Below are 19,491 nucleotides of genomic sequence, written 5' to 3'. Positions count from 1 at the left end.
AAATAGATAAATAAATAAATAACGTAAATATTAAAAGTAATAAACAAAATAGGGGAATGATTTTATATAAGGACATTTAAATTATATAAAATCTATAAGGGGGACATTAAATCTATGCACAAATATCCAGAGTTTGCAGATGATTTTCATAGGCTTATAATTGATGAAGGGCACATAGAATATTTTAAACAATGGTCTGCTAAAGAAATAATAAGTGATCCTGAACAGGCCAAAGGAGTTATGGAAGAAGTTTTGAGGATATGTGATGAAAAAGATTATTTTCTTGGAAAGGCATGGAGTTTGGGGTTTTTAGGTTGGTACTATAATGACTATGGTATATATGATAAAAGTGTAGAGTATCAACTTCAAGCATATAGAATTTTTTATGACAGAGGAAATGAAAAAGGGCAATTATATACAGCAAATGGATTAATGATAGCTTATTTTCAAATAGGATTTTATGAATTAAGCATACAATATGGTACAACCGCACTGAGACTAGCGCGCAAAGTCAATGATGAAAAATACATAGTCATAATAATTAATAATATATGTTTAAATTATATTAGAGCCAATAAATATGTAGATGCAAAAAATGCTATGGAATATTTATGGAATTTAAATTATGAAAATAATGATATTTGTAGAATACAGATGTATCAAATTAGAGCAGAAATTGAATGTGAAATAGGAAGCTTAGATAAGGCTTTAAAGTTTGTTAATGATTCAATAGAAATTATTGAAAAAAATAGTGATGGGGTAATGGGCTGTGAGAGTTTGAGGATAAGAGGAAAAATTAATTCAAGACTTGGAAATGAAATTCAAGCAGAAGTAGATTTTGAAAAATCCCTAAATATAGCAATGAATGAAAAGTGTAAAGATACTTATGCATATACTTTACTTGATTGGGCTAGATTTCATGGTGGTAAGAAAGATGTAGAAAAGGCTGTAGAAAAGTTATTAAAAGCTCTAGAAATTTCAAAAGAAATAAATGGAATATTATTAATTAAAGAGATATATAATGAGCTTTACACTAGTTATAAGAATATGGAAAGATATAAAGAGGCACTTGAGTGTTACGAAAAATATAATGTTATTGAAAATAAGTTAAATAATAATGATAACAATACAAAATTTCTTAACTTTGAAAATGAACGAAGGAAACATGAAGTAGACTTGTATAAATCTTTATATAATGAAATTAAAATAATTTCTACTATAGGACAAAAGATAACTTCAGACCTTAATTTTGATAATATACTAGAAAATACTCATAGTGAAATATCAATGATTATGAAGGTAGATGTTGTTGGAATTGCAAAATTAAATGAATCGGAAGAACTATTAGAATATGCTCTTTTTATAGATAAGGGAAATAGAATAGCACTGAAAAATGTGAGTATACATGATGAATTGAGTCTTGGAGCATATTGTGTTAGAAATAAAACTACGTTGCTAATTAATGATTTATATAAAGAATATGTAAATTATGTACCTAAAATTAGTGAAGAACACACTCCAAATGATACTCGAGCTACAATGTATTGTCCTCTTATGATTGAAAATAAAGTAAAGGGATTTTTGAATGTGCAAAGCTATAAAAAAGATACTTATACAGAAAATGATTTAAATAAATTAAAGATACTAGCATCATATGTGGTTATAGCCCTTGAAAATTCTTATTTATATAATCAAACTAAATATTTTGCATCACATGATTATTTGACGGGGCTTTTATCTAGAAACGAAGTTTTTGAACAGGGTAAAAAAGCCTTTAAGAAGTGCAGTGAATCAAACACTAAATTAGCATCTATAATGATAGATATTGATAATTTTAAAAATATAAATGATAGATATGGTCATAGCGCTGGAGATGTAGTGTTAAAGTTGATAGGAAGTATAATCAATGATAAAGTTGGAAATTATGGATTTAGTGGAAGATACGGTGGGGAAGAAATTTTAATTATTTTATCTGAAATTAGTAGAAGCAAGGCGTATTCAATTGGTGAAGACATAAGACAAACTATTGAGAAGTGTAATATTTCCGATGAAATTATAGAAAACTTACATGTAACTGCAAGCTTAGGAATTTTTATCTACGATGGGAATGAGGAAAATATTGAACAATGTGTAAGGTTTGCAGATGAAGCTTTATATGTAGCTAAAGCAGAAGGTAAAAATAAAATAGTTGAGTATGAAAATTATATATAAAATAGAGGAAGCTGATGATGTTAAATAACTTCATGGGCTTCCTTTATTTTAAAAGTATGTTTATCTTAAGAAATAAGTTTCTATAAATTTGAAGGTCTCTGTAAGGTCTAATTCATCCACAGCATTCTTTATAAGGGGGACCTTTTCATAATCATCTAGAGAAATTTTATATCTTAGTATAGGATTAATCCTAAAATAATTGTATCCAAGGAGTTCTTTACAGTATAAATCTTCTAGTGGAGTATCATTTAAGAGTATTGAAACCAGCGGAGTTGTTACATTACACGTAGGACTTAACATCCATTGAAGGGCACCCCAAGAAGTTGTATCAGCCTTAACTTGGTTAAGTGTCATACCTGTACCGATAGATAATATTCTAAAGTCCGTAAGTGAATGTTTGGGTTTAAGTGTTTTCATCACAGAAACCATAGAGGCTGCAGTTGGACTATTGACAATAACACCTCCATCTATAAAGTTCTTATAAGAAGGAAAGTAGGTAGGGGCAGCAGAACTTGCCAGAGCAACATCTATAACCCTAGAAGAGTAAGTTGAACCGTGAGAAAGATTGTTAAAAAATACAGATTGCCAGTTGTCAGAAGAAAAACCTTTTACATTAAATGAAGGAACAAATACATATTTTTTTAAATCTCCTAAAACTAAGTCTTCAGGGAATACAGAGCTTATCATATTTTTAAGATTCTTATTATTATACTTAGGTCTAAAGAGATTCAAGTGAGATGGTGTGAAGACACTTTTTATGGTCTCATAATTATAGAGACTATCCACATAGTTTCCATCCTTTCCATAAGCAAGAGCAAGAGCAATTAAAGCTCCTGTGGATGTTCCAGCGAATAAGTCAGTGTAGGTTAATAACTCAGGATATCTAATGCAAATGCGTTTTAAGATACGAGTTGATAGCGCACCTCGAATTCCACCTCCATCAAATGCAATAATTCTAAAGGTAGACATAAAATACCTCCATTTATTGTTATATAATTAATGTATTAATTATAGGATTGAGATGTGATTAGAAATAATTTGAGAATACTTCCTTTTATAGTTTTATTTACATATTGCTATAAAACCAAGTATAATAATCATATAAGATAAAATTATAAGGAAGTATAAGTTAAGATTTATATATAATAAAGAGAAACTATAAAAGGTGGTGTACTTTAGGTGTAGTTTATAGATTAGGCTACTTTAACTAAAGAGTATATGGATAAAAAAAAATTAAACAAGATTTCAACCCCAAAAATTCCAAGTGAATTAAAGGAAGTTCAGTCACTAAACAGAAGAATTGAAAATGAGGATTACTTTAGTGAGATTATGATTTGTAATTGTGATATAGACGAAGAAAGAGCCGAACATGTAAGTATTTCAGAATCTTTATTTAAAAATGTGAATTTTAGAGATGTGTCATTCAGATTTCTAGACTTAACAGATGTAAGATTTGAAAACTGTGACTTATCTAATGCAGACCTTAGTAATGCAATTATCCATAGAGTAGAAATAATAAATTGTAAGATAATAGGCATTAACTTGGCAGATGCTACGCTTCAAAATGTTGCCTTTAAAGATTGTAATGGTGACTATGGAAATATAGCATTTGCAAGTTTGAAAAATGTTAACTTTACGGATTCATCCTTTAATAATGGTAGCTTTGAAAATACTAAGCTTATTAATGTAAGGTTTGAAAATGTGGACATGAGACAAGTAGATATATCAAAGGCGACGGTAAAGGGTATTGATTTTACTAAAAGTGATATAGAAGGCTTAATTGGTGAAGTCAAAGATTTATATGGAATTATAGTATCACCTCTTCAAGCACTATCACTTTCTAGAATTCTAGGAATTGTTATTAAAGAATAGTAAAAATATAAATATTTATTTCAAAATGTATTATAAACTTAATAAATAGGGAATTGCTATAATAGGTAAAATGATAAAAAACTTGTATATAAATACAAGTTTTTTATTTATTAAGAGAACCAAATACTATGGAGCTGAGGTGTAGGTTATGACTATAGTTTTTATAGCAATTTTAATGATTGTAGCACTAATTTTATTTAGAATTACAGCTTGTATATTTAGTTATATGGTTTTAGGTGAGAAACCAAGTGGGGATTATATATTTAATGTCCTTAAAGATATGGGATTTCACACCTTGGATGAATACGGAAAATTAGAGTTTAAAAAGCTAATGATAAAAAGTAAAGAAGGATATGACCTTAGAGGATATTATCTAAGTAGTCATAAATTATCAAATAAAGTGATAATAGTATTACATGGATATACAGCAAATCATTATAGGTCTTGTCAGTACATAGATTTTTTTCTTAAGGAAGAATTTAATATTTTGTTAGTAGATCAACGAGGACATGGAGAAAGTGGAGGTATATATGCTACTTATGGATATTATGAGTGTGAAGATTTGGATTTATGGGTAAATCTTATGAAAAGAGAGCTAGGGTCTAATAGCTTCATAGGTATTCATGGACATTCAATGGGTGCTGCAACAGTACTTATGTATTCATCTATAGGACGGGATAAAGTTAAGTTTATTATAGCAGAAGCACCATATTCCAATGGGGCAGAATTAATTAAGGTTAAGCTAAAAAAATACATGATTCCTGTATTTCCTTTTTATAAATTAGTTACACATGAAGTTAAGAAAAAATGTAAGTTTATTATGGATTCAATAAATCCCATAGAAGTTATTAAGGAAAATAATACTCCAATTATGTTTATACATGGAACAAAAGATGAGCTTGTTCCATATGATATGTCTATAAATATGTATAATGTAAAGAGTGGAGTTAAAAAGTTATATATAATACCAGAAGCTATGCATAATACTTGCTATTCCACTAATATAGCAAGATATGAGAAAGAGGTTAAAGAATTTTTACTAATGATATAATAATAAATTTATAGGGAGTTTATATTTAGTAAGTTTAAAAGTAGATTATAATTTATATGTAGAATTATAATTAAAATTATTCACATAGGGGGATGAAGAAAAAATGAGAGTTGGTTTGGTGTTATCTGGAGGTGGAGGGAAAGGTGCCTATGAACTTGGGGTATGGAAAGCTATTAAAGAGTTAGGTATAGATAAATATATTAAAGCAGTTTCAGGGACTTCCATAGGAGCATTTAATGCAGCTTTATTTGCACAAGATGATTTTGAAGAGGCAGAAAAACTATGGAAAGAAGTTACTATAGAAAAAATGCTTCCAATTAACAATAAAGAATTATTCAAAAAAGGAATAACATTAGCTGTAGGAAGCAGAACTATGGGGTTTGCAAAAAAATATATGTCAAGTAAGTTAGAACAGGGAAATGTACCTAGAGATGGAGCTACAGACATTATAAATAGATATATTGATATAGAAAAGTTAAGGAAAACAGGAATAAATTGCTATGTATCTTGTACCGAAATGCCAGAATTTACAGCAAAGTACTTTAAACTCAACGATCATGAAGATTCTGTAGTAAAAAGTATATTAATGGCAACGGCGTGTATTCCTATGATATATGAAAGTGAAGAGATTTACGGAAAAACCTACTTAGATGGAGGACTTATAGATAATACGCCTATAAAACCAGTTTATGAAGATAGCTGTGACATCATAATAGTAGTGTTACTATCTAAAGATGGAGTTGTAAATAGAGCGGATTTTCCTAATGCTAAAATAATTGAGATAATACCATCAGATATGGAAACAAAAATCTTAGAAGGATTATTAAATCTAGATGATGAAGCGAAAATAAAGAGAATTCAGAGAGGGTATTGGGATACTAAAAATCTTTTAGAACCTATTTTTGAAATTGCTAGATATAAATATATTGAAGAATTAGAAAAGAAAGCTTTGAAGGAAAAATTAAATGATCAAACACAATATAACTGGTGGGAGAAAAAGAAAAAAGAAATAAAAAATATGATACTTAATAAAAAAATTGGGTAGTTGAATAGCTATTCTCTTTTCAGTAAATAAAACAAGTAAAATAGGATTCTTAGTTGAATCCTATTTTATTTCACTAGAAAAGATATATACATAAGTGATATTATTATATATAAACCATGAAATTCATATGGATATAGTAAAATTATATAAGGTTAGGGGTAATAAAAATGAGTGAATTAGAACAATGTAGAAAAGAGATTGATGAAATAGATAGAGAACTTATAACTTTGTTTGAAAGAAGACTAGATGTATCTATAAGAGTTGCCAATTATAAAAAAGAAAATAACATTCCTATATATAATGAGGATAGAGAGTCAGAAGTTATAGAAAAAAATGTAGATAATTTAAAAAATAAGGAGTATGATTTATTAGCAAGAAGATTCTTCCTTAATCTTATGGAATTAAGTAGAAATCTTCAACATACTATAATAAAAAAACATAAATAAAAGATATAATACATGAGCTTGAATTCATAGTTAAAGGGAGTAGTGTAATGGATTTTTACGGATTATTAGGGGAAAAACTATCTCATAGCTTATCTCCAAGAATACATAAGATAATATTTGAAGCTATTGAAGTTGAAGGAGCATATAAACTATTTGAAGTACCAAAAGGTAGTTTGAAGGACTTTACAGATGCCTTTAGGGTTTTAAAAATAAAGGGATCAAGTGTTACAATCCCTTATAAAGAAGAGATTATTCAGTACTTAGATGTTATATCACCAGAAGCACAACGTATAGGTGCTGTTAATACAATATCACTTATAGATAATAAGTTATGCGGATATAATACTGATTATTATGGATTTGGATATATGTTAGAGGTACATAAGGTTAAACTAGAAAATCAAGTTGTAGTTATTTTAGGAAACGGTGGAGCGACAAAGAGTGCTATGTATTATTTATTAGACAATGGAGTAAATAAAGTTTATATAGTAAGTAGAAATCCAGAGAAACCTATGGAAATAAGTGATGAAAGAGTTGAATTAATAGGATATGATGAACTTAAGAATATTAAAGGTGATATCATAATTAATGCAACACCAGTTGGGATGTTTCCAAAGGAAGATGTATCACCAGTAGATGAGGATATTATCAAAAACTTTGATACTATTGTGGATATAATATATAATCCATCAATGACACAATTTTTGTTTAAGGGGCAGGCTCTGGGCAAGAAAACTATTGGCGGTCTTTATATGCTTATAGGTCAAGGTGTAAAGGCTCAAGAGATTTGGCAAAAAAGAGCTATAGATGAAAGAGTAATTAAGGATGTCTATGAGATTTTAAATAGAGAATTTAGTTAATTTGGTAATTAGTTAAAAGTATACGAAATATTAGATTTTTAATATAAAATTAACATAAGGGATAAATAGAGTTTTCGTTTTAAAAATCTTCTGTAAGATATGAGTTTATAAAAAGAACTATAAAATAAAACATAGGAGGTGAAGGTTATGAAGTTTATGGTAATTAATGGACCTAACCTAAATTTCTTAGGAGTAAGAGAAAAAAATATATATGGAACTAAAGATTTTAATGAAATTCAAGACTATATAAAGAAAACAGGAGAAGAACTAGGTCATGAAATAACATTACTTCAAAGTAATATTGAAGGAGAAATTATTAATTTTATTCAAAGAGCTTATTATGAGAAATATGATGGAATAATAATTAATCCAGGAGCATATACCCACTATAGTTATGCTATTTACGATGCAATTAAAAGTGTTAGCATAAATACTGTAGAGATTCATTTATCTAATGTTCATAGTAGAGAAGAATTTAGACATAAATCAGTAACAGCTTCAGCTTGCATAGGGCAGATATGTGGATTTGGAGAATTCGGGTATATTATGGCTATAAGTGCACTAGAAAATGTTATTAGAAATTAGGTAATAATAATCTAAGAAAAGAGGAAAAGATATGATCAGTCTTAGTGATAAAATAATAGAATTATACACAAGACTAACTGAAAGTGGAGTGAGGTTTTATTATAGTGATGATAAAATCTCTTTTGGAGAAGTAACAGAATTAAATCTTTGTGATAGTGAATATATATATATTACTATTGAATATGAGGAAAAGATTAAAGTTTCAATAGAAGATTTTAAAATATATCATTCAAAGGAGAATATTAACTTATATGACTGGAGTGATATAAGAGAATTCGATAGATTAATTGATGTTGCAGAAGATGTAGGATAAATTAATAAATAATATATTGAGGAGTTAGATTAATAAGATATCTAACTTCTTATTTTTTAGTAAGATAACACAGATGATTATATAATTAATCATAAAGTAACTAAGCTGTGGATAAAGTTGATAAAATATTCAGAAAAATGGTGGATAACTTTAAAGTTATCCACTAGCTGTTGATTAAATTGTGGATAGAAGTGTGGAAAATGTTAATAATTACATTAATTTACATAAATCAAATAGATTAAAAATTTAAAGTCATTATAATTAGAAATTTTAAATTATCATAAAAAAAGAAAAGGTGCATAAATAACAAAAAAAATTAGTATTACTAAACATGAGAAATATTAATATAAACCTAAATATCTGAATATAAGTAAAACTCAAAGGTTGATAAAGAAAAAAAATTGATAAAATTTTAAAAATCCATTGATTTATCTATACAAAAAATATAAAATTAGTATTGTTTGTTTAGTAAATGTAAACATTCAGTTTAGATATAATACACAAATTGGAGGTGGAATTATGCAAATTGGTGAAAAGATTAAAAGGCTTAGGATAGAAAAGCAATTAACTCAAGAAGAACTTGCAAATAGATGTGAATTATCTAAGGGATTTATATCTCAAATTGAAAATGATCTTACATCACCGTCTATTGCAACCCTTATGGACATTCTACAGATACTGGGGACAAACTTAAATGAGTTTTTCAGTGAGAAGGTCAATGAGCGAGTTAGTTTCACAGATGATGATATGTTTGAAACCGAAGATGAGGAATTAAAATATAAATTAAAATGGCTTGTTCCAGATGCTCAAAAAAATCAAATGGAGCCCATAATGTTAATTCTAGAACCTTCAGGAAGATATAAAGAGGAAGAACCTCATGAAGGTGAAGAGTTTGGACTTGTACTTTATGGAATTGTAAATCTTCACTTAGGTGACAAGGTTTATAAGATACGTAAGGGTGAAAGCTTTTATTTTAAACCAAAAGCTAATCACTACATTTCAAATGCAGGAAAAACTGAGGCTACGGTAATATGGGTTAGTACTCCGCCGTCCTTTTAAAAGATATAGCTAGTGATATGATGAAATAATTTTATTGATAAGTAAACTGTAATAAGATGAGGATCATATCCACTATGAAAGTATAATAACATTATCATTTTGGAGAAGAGGTGTTTATTTTGGTTGATAATATAATTGAAATTAAAAATATATCTAAGACTTTTGGAGATCTTAGAGTATTGGATAATATTAGTTTAGATATTAAAAAGAATGAGTTTGTAACTTTACTTGGACCCAGTGGTTGTGGTAAAACTACTACACTGAAAATTCTTGCTGGATTTGAAACTTGTGATGAAGGTGAAATTATATTTGAAGATAAAAAGATAAATAGTGTACCACCTTATGAAAGACAGATTAACACAGTATTTCAGAAGTATGCATTATTTCCTCATATGAACGTCTATGAGAATATAGCTTTTGGACTTAAAATTAAAAAGCTTTCTAAAGCTGAAATAGATAAAAAGGTTACAGAGGTTTTAAAGCTTGTGGATCTTAAAGGATTTGAAAAAAGAAAAACTGATTCACTAAGTGGAGGGCAACAGCAAAGGGTAGCGATAGCAAGAGCTATTGTAAATGAGCCAAGAGTATTATTGTTAGATGAGCCACTGGGAGCGTTAGACTTAAAGTTAAGAAAAGAGATGCAAATAGAGCTTAAAAAAATTCAAAAGCAACTAGGAATAACCTTCATATTTGTAACTCACGATCAGGAAGAAGCACTAACTATGTCTGATAGAGTGGTTGTAATGAATAAAGGTGTAATTCAACAAATGGGTACACCTGAGGATATTTATAATGAACCTAGAAATAGATTTGTAGCAAAATTTATTGGTGAAAGCAATATTACTATAGGAGTAATGATTGATGACTTTAAAGTTGAGTTTTGCAACCATATATTTGAATGTGTTGATAAAGGTTTTGAAAAAAATGAAGATATTGATGTGGTAATAAGACCAGAAGATATAAAAATTGTAAATAAAGAAGAAGGACATTTACAAGGAACAGTTAAATCATCTGTATTTAAGGGAGTTCACTATGAATTAGAGGTAGAGGAGAAGAGCATGACCTTCCTTCTACATAATACTAAGAATTTTAATATAGGTACAGAAATTGGAATGGATATATATCCAGAGGATATCCATATTATGAAAAAATCAGGAGAGGAATAAAATGAAGAAAAAATCATATTTAGCTTATCCTTATGTAATATGGAGTTCCTTATTTATAGTTGTTCCCCTTCTTTTAATAGTATTTTTTAGTTTCACAGATAAGACTGGAGGAAGTATTCAGTTTTCTTTAGCTAATTTTCAAAGACTTATGGACCCTTTGTACATTAAAGTATTTATGAGATCTATTAACTTAGCATTGCAATCAACGGTGATATGTCTAATACTTGGATATCCTGTTGCTTATATAATATCAAAGAGGCCAAGCCACAGAAGAGTAATACTTATTATGTTATTCATTCTTCCAATGTGGATGAATTTTCTACTTAGAACTTATGCATGGCTTGCAATACTTGGGAAAAATGGACTTTTTAATAATTTACTTTCAATGATAGGTCTTAACGGAGTAGATATATTATATACAAATACAGCGGTATTACTTGGAATGGTATATAACTTCCTTCCATTTATGGTGCTGCCAATTTATACATCCCTATTAAAGATGGACAAAGACTTAATAAATGCAGCTTATGACTTAGGGGCAGGTAAGGTAAAGGTCTTTACAAAGGTTGTTTTTCCACTAAGTTTGCCAGGAGTTATATCAGGTATAACTATGGTGTTTATGCCAGCTGTATCCACCTTTGTGATTTCACAGCTTTTAGGTGGAGGTAAGTACATGTTAATTGGTAACTTAATTGAACAACAATTTACATCTGTGGGAGATTGGAACTTTGGTTCTGCAGTATCTATACTTATGATGGTATTAATCCTATTATTTATGGGACTTACTTCTAAATTCTCCGATGAGGATGAAAAGGGAGGTGGAGTAATGTGGTAAAATCAAAAAAAATAGTATCTAATATTTATTTAGTTTTAATATTTATATTTTTATACGCCCCTATTTTTGCTCTAGCATTATTTTCTTTTAATGATTCTAAGTCTATGGCAAAATGGGAAGGCTTCACCTTTAAGTGGTATCAGCAGTTATTTCATAACGATAGGATAATTTCTGCACTGACAACTACAGTGGTAGTAGCGGTTATATCATCAGTTATAGCTACCTTTATAGGGACAATAAGCGCAATTGGAATAAGTAAAATGAGAGGTAAAAAGAAAGCTTTGTTTCTTAATATAAATTACTTGCCAGTATTAAATCCAGATATAGTAACAGGAATAGGACTTATGATACTTTTCATATTCTTTAATATGAAATTAGGATTTTTAACTATGTTACTTGCACATATAACCTTTAATATACCTTATGTGGTATTATCTGTATTGCCTAAGTTGAAGCAGCTTCCTGCAAACATTGAAGAAGCAGCCATGGATTTAGGGGCCAGACCTATGTATACCCTTAAAAAAGTTATACTTCCACAGATAAAGCCAGGTATAATTTCAGGTTTTTTAATAGCATTTACTATGTCTATAGATGATTTTATTATAAGTTTCTTTAATACAGGAAATGGTGTAACAAATTTATCTATTGAGGTTTATTCCATGGCAAAGAGAGGAATTAAACCAGAGATTAATGCACTTACAACTTTAATGTTTGTAACAGTTCTAGTACTATTACTATTATCTAATAAGAAGCAATCAATAGTGAGAGGGGAATAATGAATATGAAAAGATTGAAAAAAATTATAGCATTAACATGTACAGGAATTTTAATGGGGACTATGCTTACAGGTTGTGGCGCAAAGCCTTCAAGTGAGGTTTTAAATATATATAATGTTGGTGATTATATAGATGAAAGCTTAATTAAGAAGTTTGAAGATGAAACTGATATAAAAGTAATATATGAAAAGTATGATACAAATGAGATTATGTATCAAAAGGTAAAAAGTGGTGGATCAAAATATGATTTAGTAGTTCCATCAGATTATATGATTGAGAAGATGAAAAATGAAGACTTAATTCAAAAAATAGACTTTAATAACATTCCAAACTATAAAAATATAGATGAAAGCTTTAAAAATCCTTCTTACGATGAGAATGATGAGTATAGTGTACCGTACTTCTGGGGAACTTTTGGAATACTTTATAATAAGACACTAGTTACAGAGCCAGTAGATAGTTGGGATATATTATGGGATGAAAAATACAAAGACCAAATATTAATGTTTGACTCAGTTAGAGACACTATGGGAATTGCACTAATGAAGCTTGGTTATTCTCAAAATAGTGTTAATGAAAAAGAACTTGATGAAGCAAAAGAATTATTAATTGCTCAAAGACCTTTAGTTCTTGCTTATGTTAATGATGAAGGTAAGGATAGACTTTTAGCTGAAGAAGCAGCTATGGGAATAGTTTATTCTGGAGATGCAGTTACACTTATGGAGCAAAATGAAAATCTAGCTTATGCAATACCAAGTACTGGTACAAATAAGTGGATAGATGGAATGTGCATACCAAGTGATGCTGAGAATAAGGATTATGCAGAAAGGTTTATAAACTTTATGTTAGATCCTGAAAATGCAGTTACTAACATAGAATATATAGGGTATTCTACACCAAATAAAGCAGCTCTTGAAATGTTAGACGAAGAGGTAAGAAATAGTCCAGTTGCTTATCCGGAGAAGAGTCTTCTTGATAAGTGTGAATCTTTCATAGATCTTGGAGAAAAAATCAAACTTTATGATGAGAGATGGATTGAAATAAAATCTAAATAATATATAAGTGATTATATTACTTAAGTTTAGATTAAGCACAGTAGTGAGAGATAAATAACCACAGGTGTTATAAAATAATCCACAGAAAAACCTATAATAGAACGAAATCGACTGTTAATTGTGGATAGTTTGAAAATTTAAATGATTTAGTGGATTTCGGTTATAATGAATAGTATAATAATAGTAAATTGAAGAAAGGTAAAGGTAACTTTATAATGAATAGAAAATAATCTAAGTTTCCAATTATGAAAGTATAATAATGAAATTATTACCTAAGGTAGGTTTAATTATTATGCTCAGATTTAAGGACGTAGATTATTGACTATATTTAGGGTGATTTTACCTTTTTACGGTATAGTTATATAATCTCGCCTATATTTTTAGGAGGGATTTTTTTTATGTTATTAGCTAAATTGAACAAGATTAAAAAGTATTATGGAGATAGATTAATTTTAGATATAGATAAGCTTGAAATTCTATATGGAGATAGAATAGGATTAGTGGGGGGAAATGGTTCAGGAAAAAGTACTTTAATTAAGGTATTGATAGGCGAAGTTGAAATTTCAGAGGGACAGATTTTTATAGAGGATAGCTATACTTATATAAGTCAAAGAGAAGATTATATAGGAAGCTGTGAAGATGGGGCAGTTAAAAGTTTATTTAAAGCTCCTCAGGAATATGAGGAGTTTCTCTCAGGGGGAGAAAAGGTTAAATTAAAGGTTGCTAAAGCTTTAAGTGATAATAGTAGATTAATAATAGCTGATGAACCTACTTCAAATTTAGATGGAGGTAGTATTAAAACTCTTACGGATATGCTAAAAACTTATGATGGAGCTTTATTGTTGGTATCTCATGACAGAGGATTTTTAGATGAATTATGTAATGTGATAGTAGAAATAGAGGACGGTAAATTAAAGTTTTATAATGGAAATTACTCTAAATATGTGGAGTTGAAAAAGGAAGAGATAAAAAGGCAAGAGACTGAGTACTTTGATTATACTAGAGAGAAGAAAAGGCTTCAAGGCGCTATTTTAGAGAAACAAGGATTAAGAGATGGTATAAGAAAAGCTCCAAAGAGAATGGGGAATTCTGAGGCTCGACTTCATAAGATGGGTGACCAAAAGGGAAAGAAAAATATGGATGCAAATATAAAAGCTTTAAGAAGTAGAATTGAGCATCTACAGGTTAAGGAAAAGCCAAAAGCTCTTAGGGGAACAAAGATAAGGGTAAGTGAGGGCAGAGAAATAATATCAAAGAATGTGATTCAGGTTAAGGAATTAACTTTGGTTGCAGGAGATAAGAATCTTTTGCAAAATGTATCCTTTAAAATTAAAAGAGGTAAGAGAGTAGCTCTTATTGGTGAAAATGGTTGTGGTAAAAGTACTTTATTAAAAGCTATTATTAATGACCATGATGAAAGTATTCAAATTTCAAATAGAGTAGTTATAGGATATTTTGATCAAGACCAAAATATATTAAAAGAAGATAAAACTATTTTAGACAATGTTAAAGAAGATTCTCATTATGATGAAAGTTTTATAAGGATAAATTTAGATGGTTTTGGATTTAAAGGAGATCAAATTTATAAAAAGGTTCAACTTTTAAGCGGAGGAGAAAGGGTAAAGGTAGCGCTTTGCAAGATACTACTGGGAGATAATAATGTTTTAATACTGGATGAGCCAACAAATTATTTAGATATTAAATCTATGGAAGCTCTTGAAGGTGCATTAATAGGTTCAGATAAGACTGCTATCATTGTATCCCATGATAAAAGGTTTGTAACTAATGTGTGTGATTATATCATTGAGATAGAAAATAAATCAATAAGGGTGTTTAATGGAGGTTATGTGGATTATATTAAGGAAAAGCATAAGCCTGTGGATAATAAAAAAAATAGAGAAGATAAAGAGAGATTGATGGTTTTAGAGAATAGATCCTCCCACTTGATTTCTCTTATATCATTAGAATGTGATGAAAAAAAGAAACAGGAAAAGATAGAGGAATATATGGAGTTGATGAAGGCGATAAAAAGGTTGAAAATATAGTATTATGAGTAATTAGATTAAGAGTAGAAGTCATAGGTAAAACTATGGCTTTTTTATATGGAGAAGAAACTTTTGGTTCGAAATTTTGTTATAATGAGGATATAAGATTAAAAGGTAAGGAGAAAATTATGATACAGGATTTTCATACACATTCAAACAATTCATTTGATTCAAAGGAAACCATAGAAAATATGTGTATTTCAGCTATAGACAAGGGAATAGAGCATTTAGCTTTTACAGAACACTTTTGTGTAAATGATATAAGGAAAACTTACGGATATATAGATTTTGGTAGGTTTCAACAAGATATAGAGGAAGCGAAAGAAAAATTTTCGGACAGGCTTAATATTTATAAAGGAATAGAAATTTGTGAACCTCACATTATGAAGGAAGGTTATGAGGAAGCATTAAAAGATATAAAGGTTGATGTTATCCTTGGATCAGTACATAACATTAATAACATGGGACTTAGGGATTTAGTTAAGAATTATCATTATAAGCAAGCTTATGAATTATACTTTAATGATGTTTATGAAATGGTTAAGAATAGCGATTTTGATATAGCGGCTCACCCAGACTTACTAAATAGATATGCATATAAAACTATGGGAACTTATGACTTTAAATACAATAGGGATATTATAGGAGAGATACTTAAAGAAATTATAAATAGAGGTAAAGGGATAGAAATAAATACCTCTGTATTTAGAAATAAGGATGATAATAGAGCTAATTCCTTGGAAATAACAAAACTATATAAATCTTTAGGTGGAGAGATAATAACTATCGGATCTGATGCTCATAAGGTTGAAGATGTAGGGGAATATTGCGAAGAAGCATTGAAAGCACTAAGAGACTTTGGATTTAAATATGTATTTACGTTTAAGGATAGAAAGGCTGTTGCTCATAAGATACTTTAGAATTAGGTATAGAGAGCCTTATCATAAGTAAATGAGGAAGTCATTGTTAGGTATTTATAATGCAAAGATAAAAGGGAGTTTAGAGACAGGAATACTTTATCATAGATTAATATTGACTTATACTGAGAGGATACAGTAATATTACAATGAAAAGAATACTGGAGAATTTATAAATAAAGGAGTTGTTAAGATATGGAGGCAATAATTATTACAATTACTACAATAGTTACATTAATTATTTTTCTTGTATCATTTTTAATCGATAAAAGAAGACTTATAAATGGGTTTTTATTTAATGTATTTTTAATGTCACTATTTATGACTATAACATATTATGCATTCAAAACTCAAAATCCTGTTTTAATTGGCTTTATACTTATTATAGTTATCATATTAGGAATAGTCCTATTCTTTGCAATTTATGCACTGATAGTTGGATTACTAATTAATGCAAAAATTGTTATAAAGAAAGAAGGACGAAGTATTCCAAATTTGCTAACACTATTTTTAGCAATAGGCTTAATAGGTATAGTAATATGGTCAGCTATTAGGCCAGAAAGATTTTTTTCAGAAGAGGTAAATGCGATATTAAGTTGTGTTTACTTAATAGGGGTCTACTATTGTATTGATATATTTAACTTTTTGGTAGCATCTTTAATATATCAATTTAACAAACCTAAGCTAAATCAAGATTTTGTTATTGTATTAGGATGTGGATTAAATAAAGATAAAGTTACACCGTTACTTGCTAGTCGTATTAACAAAGGAATTGAATTTTACAAAAATCAAGCACGAGTAACTACACCTCCAAAAATAATTTTTTCAGGAGGAAAGGGTAATGATGAGGAGATATCAGAAGCATTAGCTATGTGTAGATATGCAATTTCTAATGGAGTTCCAGAGGAAGATTGTATTATGGAGGACAAATCAGTAAATACATTACAAAATATGAGATTCTCTAAAAATATTATGGAAGAAATAAAAGGAAGTAGTGCATATAATAGTATATTTGTTACAAATAACTTTCATATATTTAGAGCAGGAATTTATGCTAAAAAGGCAGAATTGAAATCTCAAGGAATAGGTTCTAAGACTGCAAAGTTTTTCGTCCCAAATGCATTAATTAGAGAATATATCGCAATAGCAGTTATGTATAAAAAAAGACATTTAATTGTAGTAAGCATTATGGTAGCAATAGGTATTGCATTAGCCTTTGTTGAACATTTTGCTATAGTAGGTTAAATACATATAAAACAACATTCCATTAAAGATGGGTGTTGTTTTTTGCTGTTAGAGAATACATATTAGGTGAGTTAAAGGAACTAGGTCTTGAACCTGAGATGTTTACTTATGAAGGGGTTCCAGATAAATACAAAGACCTACAAACTATAAATAATATCTATGCAAAAATAGATGGAAAAAATGGTGAAGAAGTGGGCTTACTTGGGTCTAAGATGGAGAGGAATAATAAATTTTCACTTTATGAAAATGTTAATGATAGAAGTATTCAGCATTATGGTGAACAGGCATTACCGGTAGTAAAGGAATTTGTATATTCAGATAAATATTTAGTTGGATCATCAGCATTGGTGTTATTATTAACTATATTTGCAGTTTCATTACTAATTCCATTAGAAATGAATATATGTAAGAATAAATAAATATGGTTTATTAGACCATTTAATAGAAAAATAGGTATCAACTTAATTTAAAGCTGATACCTACTATCTATTTTATAGTACATTTTTCATTAATTTTTTCTAGAGCCATTTGTGGAACATTTTGCTTTTCAATTGCATTTGAACCTAATTCAATTGTTTTACTTACATCTACTTTAATATAAGTTCCTGCTTTATAATAATCTTCAGCAGTACCTCGTTGGGTAAAATGAACTTCTCTTTCTTTTCCATCTTTATTAAATCCAATTAAATTATATTCTTTTCCTTTTTCTTGTTTTACACCTTTATCATCAACTAACCATGAATCCTCATTTACTTCATTTAATGGTACTTGAGTGTAATATGTATCTGATGTAATATACCTATCATTGTAGTATCCTTTTGCCCAAAATGCTATAGCTCCAATTATTATGATAGTAGCGATTATTCCTATTGTTTTTTTCATAGTGATTCCTCCTAAAATTCTAATTCTTTTTTCTTAAATATTGCCATTGCAATAATGGTAGGCAATATAATATATACTAAAATTCCAACTATGTTTAAAAAGTTAAAACTTCCTGTTTCTATGAAAGATATTTTTTCATTATATAAAATTATTGTATACATGAATTCATTCAAGTTTCCTATGGAATTTACAATAAAATCTTGTCCTAAAATAGTAGAGACAATTATCATAATAGTGTTAGATGATAGCAGAACGTAAAATATAGTACCCATCATTGCATTTTGTGAATAATAAACTAATATAGTTGACATACTGATATATCCAATAATTCTTAATGTTTCTGAACCAACTCCTAAAATGATTTCAGATATTTGAGAACCTGATAAAGACATTTTTAAAGATATTGGAATAACTAAAATTACAATCCCTAACAATAGGCCAGACAATAGTGAAAGTATAACTACTTCCATAATTTTTGTAAAAACAACTTTACTTCTTGAAATTCCATATCCAATAGCAACTTGCATAGCCTTGCTTTTAAAATCATCATAATAAACTGATGAAAAAATAGGAAGTCCTAAGACTAATGGAAAGAAACCTAAAAACGTATTTGTTCTTTCAAGGTATTCATTCTCATTAAATGTTGGATTATAAAGTATAAAAATCATTAAGAGAAACAATCCAATAAATCCAGCCAGTGTATAAATAAATGATTGTTTACGACTAATTCTACGAATATCAGCTAAAATATAATTAATCATTTTATCTTCCCTCCCACAAGTTCAAAGTAATAATCTTCTAAAGTTTTGGTGGAAGATTTTTCATCTAAAATTTTAATGTTATTTGACTTTAAAATTTCTCTAGTTTTACATAAATCACTTACACTTATTTGAATAGTATCTGATTCACTTTTCAAATCATCCAGAGTAATTTCACGTAATACTTTTCCTTCATGCACAATACCAAACCTATTTGCAGTATGTTCAAGCTCCCCCAATATATGTGAGGAAACAATGATTGTCATTCCATATTTGTGATTTAGTTTTTTTACTAGATTTCTAATATCTGCAATACCCTGAGTACGCCAAGCAAGGGCGTAACGGGATATGAAAGCGAAGCTTTCATATC

General features: G+C 28.8%; 20 protein-coding genes and 1 pseudogene. 17 read left to right on the top strand and 4 right to left on the bottom strand.

The features are described 5' to 3' along the window. The first annotated feature begins 114 nt into the window (after positions 1–114). Complete coding sequence (locus RSD37_RS08075; RefSeq protein ID WP_346946211.1) at positions 115–2,211, top strand: GGDEF domain-containing protein; 2,097 nt, start codon at positions 115–117, stop codon at positions 2,209–2,211. A 60-nt stretch (positions 2,212–2,271) separates the two neighbouring features. Here the strand turns inward: RSD37_RS08075 and RSD37_RS08070 are convergent, their stop codons facing one another. Next, the gene (locus tag RSD37_RS08070; RefSeq protein ID WP_346946210.1) at positions 2,272–3,180 is read right to left on the bottom strand and encodes a patatin-like phospholipase family protein; all 909 of its coding nucleotides are present in this window, start codon (positions 3,178–3,180) and stop codon (positions 2,272–2,274) included. 249 nt (positions 3,181–3,429) lie between these two features. On the opposite strand from RSD37_RS08070, the gene RSD37_RS08065 reads away from it, so the two are divergent. The 16 genes from RSD37_RS08065 to RSD37_RS07990 all read left to right on the top strand — a co-directional run bounded on the left by RSD37_RS08065 (position 3,430) and on the right by RSD37_RS07990 (position 17,900). Continuing rightward, on the top strand, positions 3,430–4,083 hold the full coding sequence (locus RSD37_RS08065; RefSeq protein ID WP_346946209.1) for a pentapeptide repeat-containing protein: 654 nt from the start codon (positions 3,430–3,432) through the stop codon (positions 4,081–4,083). A 148-nt stretch (positions 4,084–4,231) separates the two neighbouring features. Continuing rightward, a complete protein-coding gene (locus RSD37_RS08060; protein ID WP_346946208.1) occupies positions 4,232–5,134 on the top strand; it encodes an alpha/beta fold hydrolase in 903 nt (300 codons plus the stop codon). Positions 5,135–5,237: 103 nt separating this feature from the next. Beyond that, positions 5,238–6,179 (top strand): patatin-like phospholipase family protein, encoded by a 942-nt coding sequence (locus tag RSD37_RS08055; protein WP_346946207.1) that lies wholly within the window; start codon positions 5,238–5,240, stop codon positions 6,177–6,179. Positions 6,180–6,346: 167 nt separating this feature from the next. Then, positions 6,347–6,625 carry a chorismate mutase gene (locus RSD37_RS08050; protein ID WP_346946206.1) on the top strand — a complete coding sequence of 93 codons (279 nt, stop codon included), beginning with the start codon at positions 6,347–6,349 and terminating at the stop codon, positions 6,623–6,625. A gap of 47 nt (positions 6,626–6,672) precedes the next feature. Then, positions 6,673–7,485 (top strand): shikimate dehydrogenase, encoded by an 813-nt coding sequence (aroE, locus tag RSD37_RS08045; protein ID WP_346946205.1) that lies wholly within the window; start codon positions 6,673–6,675, stop codon positions 7,483–7,485. A gap of 147 nt (positions 7,486–7,632) precedes the next feature. Then, complete coding sequence (aroQ, locus tag RSD37_RS08040; RefSeq protein WP_346946204.1) at positions 7,633–8,070, top strand: type II 3-dehydroquinate dehydratase; 438 nt, start codon at positions 7,633–7,635, stop codon at positions 8,068–8,070. A 31-nt stretch (positions 8,071–8,101) separates the two neighbouring features. Next, complete coding sequence (locus RSD37_RS08035; RefSeq protein ID WP_346946203.1) at positions 8,102–8,383, top strand: hypothetical protein; 282 nt, start codon at positions 8,102–8,104, stop codon at positions 8,381–8,383. A gap of 519 nt (positions 8,384–8,902) precedes the next feature. After that, on the top strand, positions 8,903–9,442 hold the full coding sequence (locus tag RSD37_RS08030) for an XRE family transcriptional regulator (RefSeq protein WP_346946202.1): 540 nt from the start codon (positions 8,903–8,905) through the stop codon (positions 9,440–9,442). A gap of 116 nt (positions 9,443–9,558) precedes the next feature. Further along, positions 9,559–10,608, top strand: a complete 1,050-nt coding sequence (gene potA, locus RSD37_RS08025) for a spermidine/putrescine ABC transporter ATP-binding protein (protein ID WP_346946300.1) — start codon at positions 9,559–9,561, stop codon at positions 10,606–10,608. Position 10,609: 1 nt separating this feature from the next. Then, entirely contained in the window at positions 10,610–11,443 is an 834-nt protein-coding gene (locus RSD37_RS08020; RefSeq protein WP_346946201.1) for an ABC transporter permease, read from the top strand. After that, positions 11,437–12,219, top strand: coding sequence for an ABC transporter permease (locus RSD37_RS08015; RefSeq protein ID WP_346946200.1), 783 nt, complete (start codon positions 11,437–11,439; stop codon positions 12,217–12,219). Before RSD37_RS08020 ends, RSD37_RS08015 begins: the two co-directional genes overlap by 7 nt. 5 nt (positions 12,220–12,224) lie before the next feature. Next, positions 12,225–13,274, top strand: a complete 1,050-nt coding sequence (locus RSD37_RS08010; protein ID WP_346946199.1) for a spermidine/putrescine ABC transporter substrate-binding protein — start codon at positions 12,225–12,227, stop codon at positions 13,272–13,274. Positions 13,275–13,672: 398 nt separating this feature from the next. After that, positions 13,673–15,319 carry an ABC-F type ribosomal protection protein CplR gene (gene cplR / locus RSD37_RS08005; protein WP_346946198.1) on the top strand — a complete coding sequence of 549 codons (1,647 nt, stop codon included), beginning with the start codon at positions 13,673–13,675 and terminating at the stop codon, positions 15,317–15,319. A gap of 128 nt (positions 15,320–15,447) precedes the next feature. Next, on the top strand, positions 15,448–16,239 hold the full coding sequence (locus tag RSD37_RS08000; protein ID WP_346946197.1) for a histidinol-phosphatase HisJ family protein: 792 nt from the start codon (positions 15,448–15,450) through the stop codon (positions 16,237–16,239). Between the two features lie 192 nt (positions 16,240–16,431). Then, the gene (locus RSD37_RS07995; RefSeq protein WP_346946196.1) at positions 16,432–17,481 is read left to right on the top strand and encodes a YdcF family protein; all 1,050 of its coding nucleotides are present in this window, start codon (positions 16,432–16,434) and stop codon (positions 17,479–17,481) included. Positions 17,482–17,516: 35 nt separating this feature from the next. After that, the gene (locus RSD37_RS07990) at positions 17,517–17,900 is read left to right on the top strand and encodes a hypothetical protein (RefSeq protein WP_346946195.1); all 384 of its coding nucleotides are present in this window, start codon (positions 17,517–17,519) and stop codon (positions 17,898–17,900) included. A gap of 67 nt (positions 17,901–17,967) precedes the next feature. On the opposite strand, the gene RSD37_RS07985 is transcribed toward RSD37_RS07990, so the two are convergent. From RSD37_RS07985 to RSD37_RS07975, 3 genes and pseudogenes are all read right to left on the bottom strand, one after another. Continuing rightward, positions 17,968–18,363 (bottom strand): YxeA family protein, encoded by a 396-nt coding sequence (locus tag RSD37_RS07985; RefSeq protein ID WP_346946194.1) that lies wholly within the window; start codon positions 18,361–18,363, stop codon positions 17,968–17,970. Positions 18,364–18,374: 11 nt separating this feature from the next. After that, complete coding sequence (locus tag RSD37_RS07980) at positions 18,375–19,124, bottom strand: hypothetical protein (protein WP_346946193.1); 750 nt, start codon at positions 19,122–19,124, stop codon at positions 18,375–18,377. After that, positions 19,121–19,491: pseudogene (locus RSD37_RS07975) on the bottom strand (hypothetical protein); the annotation flags it as partial. The gene RSD37_RS07980 and the pseudogene RSD37_RS07975, both read right to left, overlap by 4 nt.

This window comes from Clostridium sp., from assembly GCF_036646415.1.
Lineage (GTDB): Bacteria > Bacillota > Clostridia > Clostridiales > Clostridiaceae > Clostridium_J.
The sequence above is the reverse complement of the archived record's forward strand: the minus strand, read 5'-3'. Positions and strand labels throughout refer to the sequence as shown.

Excerpts from the sequence above, each read along its gene's own strand:
- RSD37_RS08070 (WP_346946210.1), bottom strand. The coding sequence starts at position 3,180 with ATGTCTACCTTTAGAATTATTGCATTTGATGGAGGTGGAATTCGAGGT.
- aroQ (WP_346946204.1), top strand. The coding sequence starts at position 7,633 with ATGAAGTTTATGGTAATTAATGGACCTAACCTAAATTTCTTAGGAGTA.
- RSD37_RS08075 (WP_346946211.1), top strand. The coding sequence starts at position 115 with ATGCACAAATATCCAGAGTTTGCAGATGATTTTCATAGGCTTATAATT.
- RSD37_RS08060 (WP_346946208.1), top strand. The coding sequence starts at position 4,232 with ATGACTATAGTTTTTATAGCAATTTTAATGATTGTAGCACTAATTTTA.
- RSD37_RS07995 (WP_346946196.1), top strand. The coding sequence starts at position 16,432 with ATGGAGGCAATAATTATTACAATTACTACAATAGTTACATTAATTATT.
- RSD37_RS08065 (WP_346946209.1), top strand. The coding sequence starts at position 3,430 with ATGGATAAAAAAAAATTAAACAAGATTTCAACCCCAAAAATTCCAAGT.
- RSD37_RS08050 (WP_346946206.1), top strand. The coding sequence starts at position 6,347 with ATGAGTGAATTAGAACAATGTAGAAAAGAGATTGATGAAATAGATAGA.
- cplR (WP_346946198.1), top strand. The coding sequence starts at position 13,673 with ATGTTATTAGCTAAATTGAACAAGATTAAAAAGTATTATGGAGATAGA.
- RSD37_RS07985 (WP_346946194.1), bottom strand. The coding sequence starts at position 18,363 with ATGAAAAAAACAATAGGAATAATCGCTACTATCATAATAATTGGAGCT.
- RSD37_RS07980 (WP_346946193.1), bottom strand. The coding sequence starts at position 19,124 with ATGATTAATTATATTTTAGCTGATATTCGTAGAATTAGTCGTAAACAA.
- RSD37_RS08000 (WP_346946197.1), top strand. The coding sequence starts at position 15,448 with ATGATACAGGATTTTCATACACATTCAAACAATTCATTTGATTCAAAG.
- RSD37_RS08030 (WP_346946202.1), top strand. The coding sequence starts at position 8,903 with ATGCAAATTGGTGAAAAGATTAAAAGGCTTAGGATAGAAAAGCAATTA.
- RSD37_RS08055 (WP_346946207.1), top strand. The coding sequence starts at position 5,238 with ATGAGAGTTGGTTTGGTGTTATCTGGAGGTGGAGGGAAAGGTGCCTAT.
- aroE (WP_346946205.1), top strand. The coding sequence starts at position 6,673 with ATGGATTTTTACGGATTATTAGGGGAAAAACTATCTCATAGCTTATCT.
- RSD37_RS08020 (WP_346946201.1), top strand. The coding sequence starts at position 10,610 with ATGAAGAAAAAATCATATTTAGCTTATCCTTATGTAATATGGAGTTCC.
- RSD37_RS08035 (WP_346946203.1), top strand. The coding sequence starts at position 8,102 with ATGATCAGTCTTAGTGATAAAATAATAGAATTATACACAAGACTAACT.
- RSD37_RS08010 (WP_346946199.1), top strand. The coding sequence starts at position 12,225 with ATGAAAAGATTGAAAAAAATTATAGCATTAACATGTACAGGAATTTTA.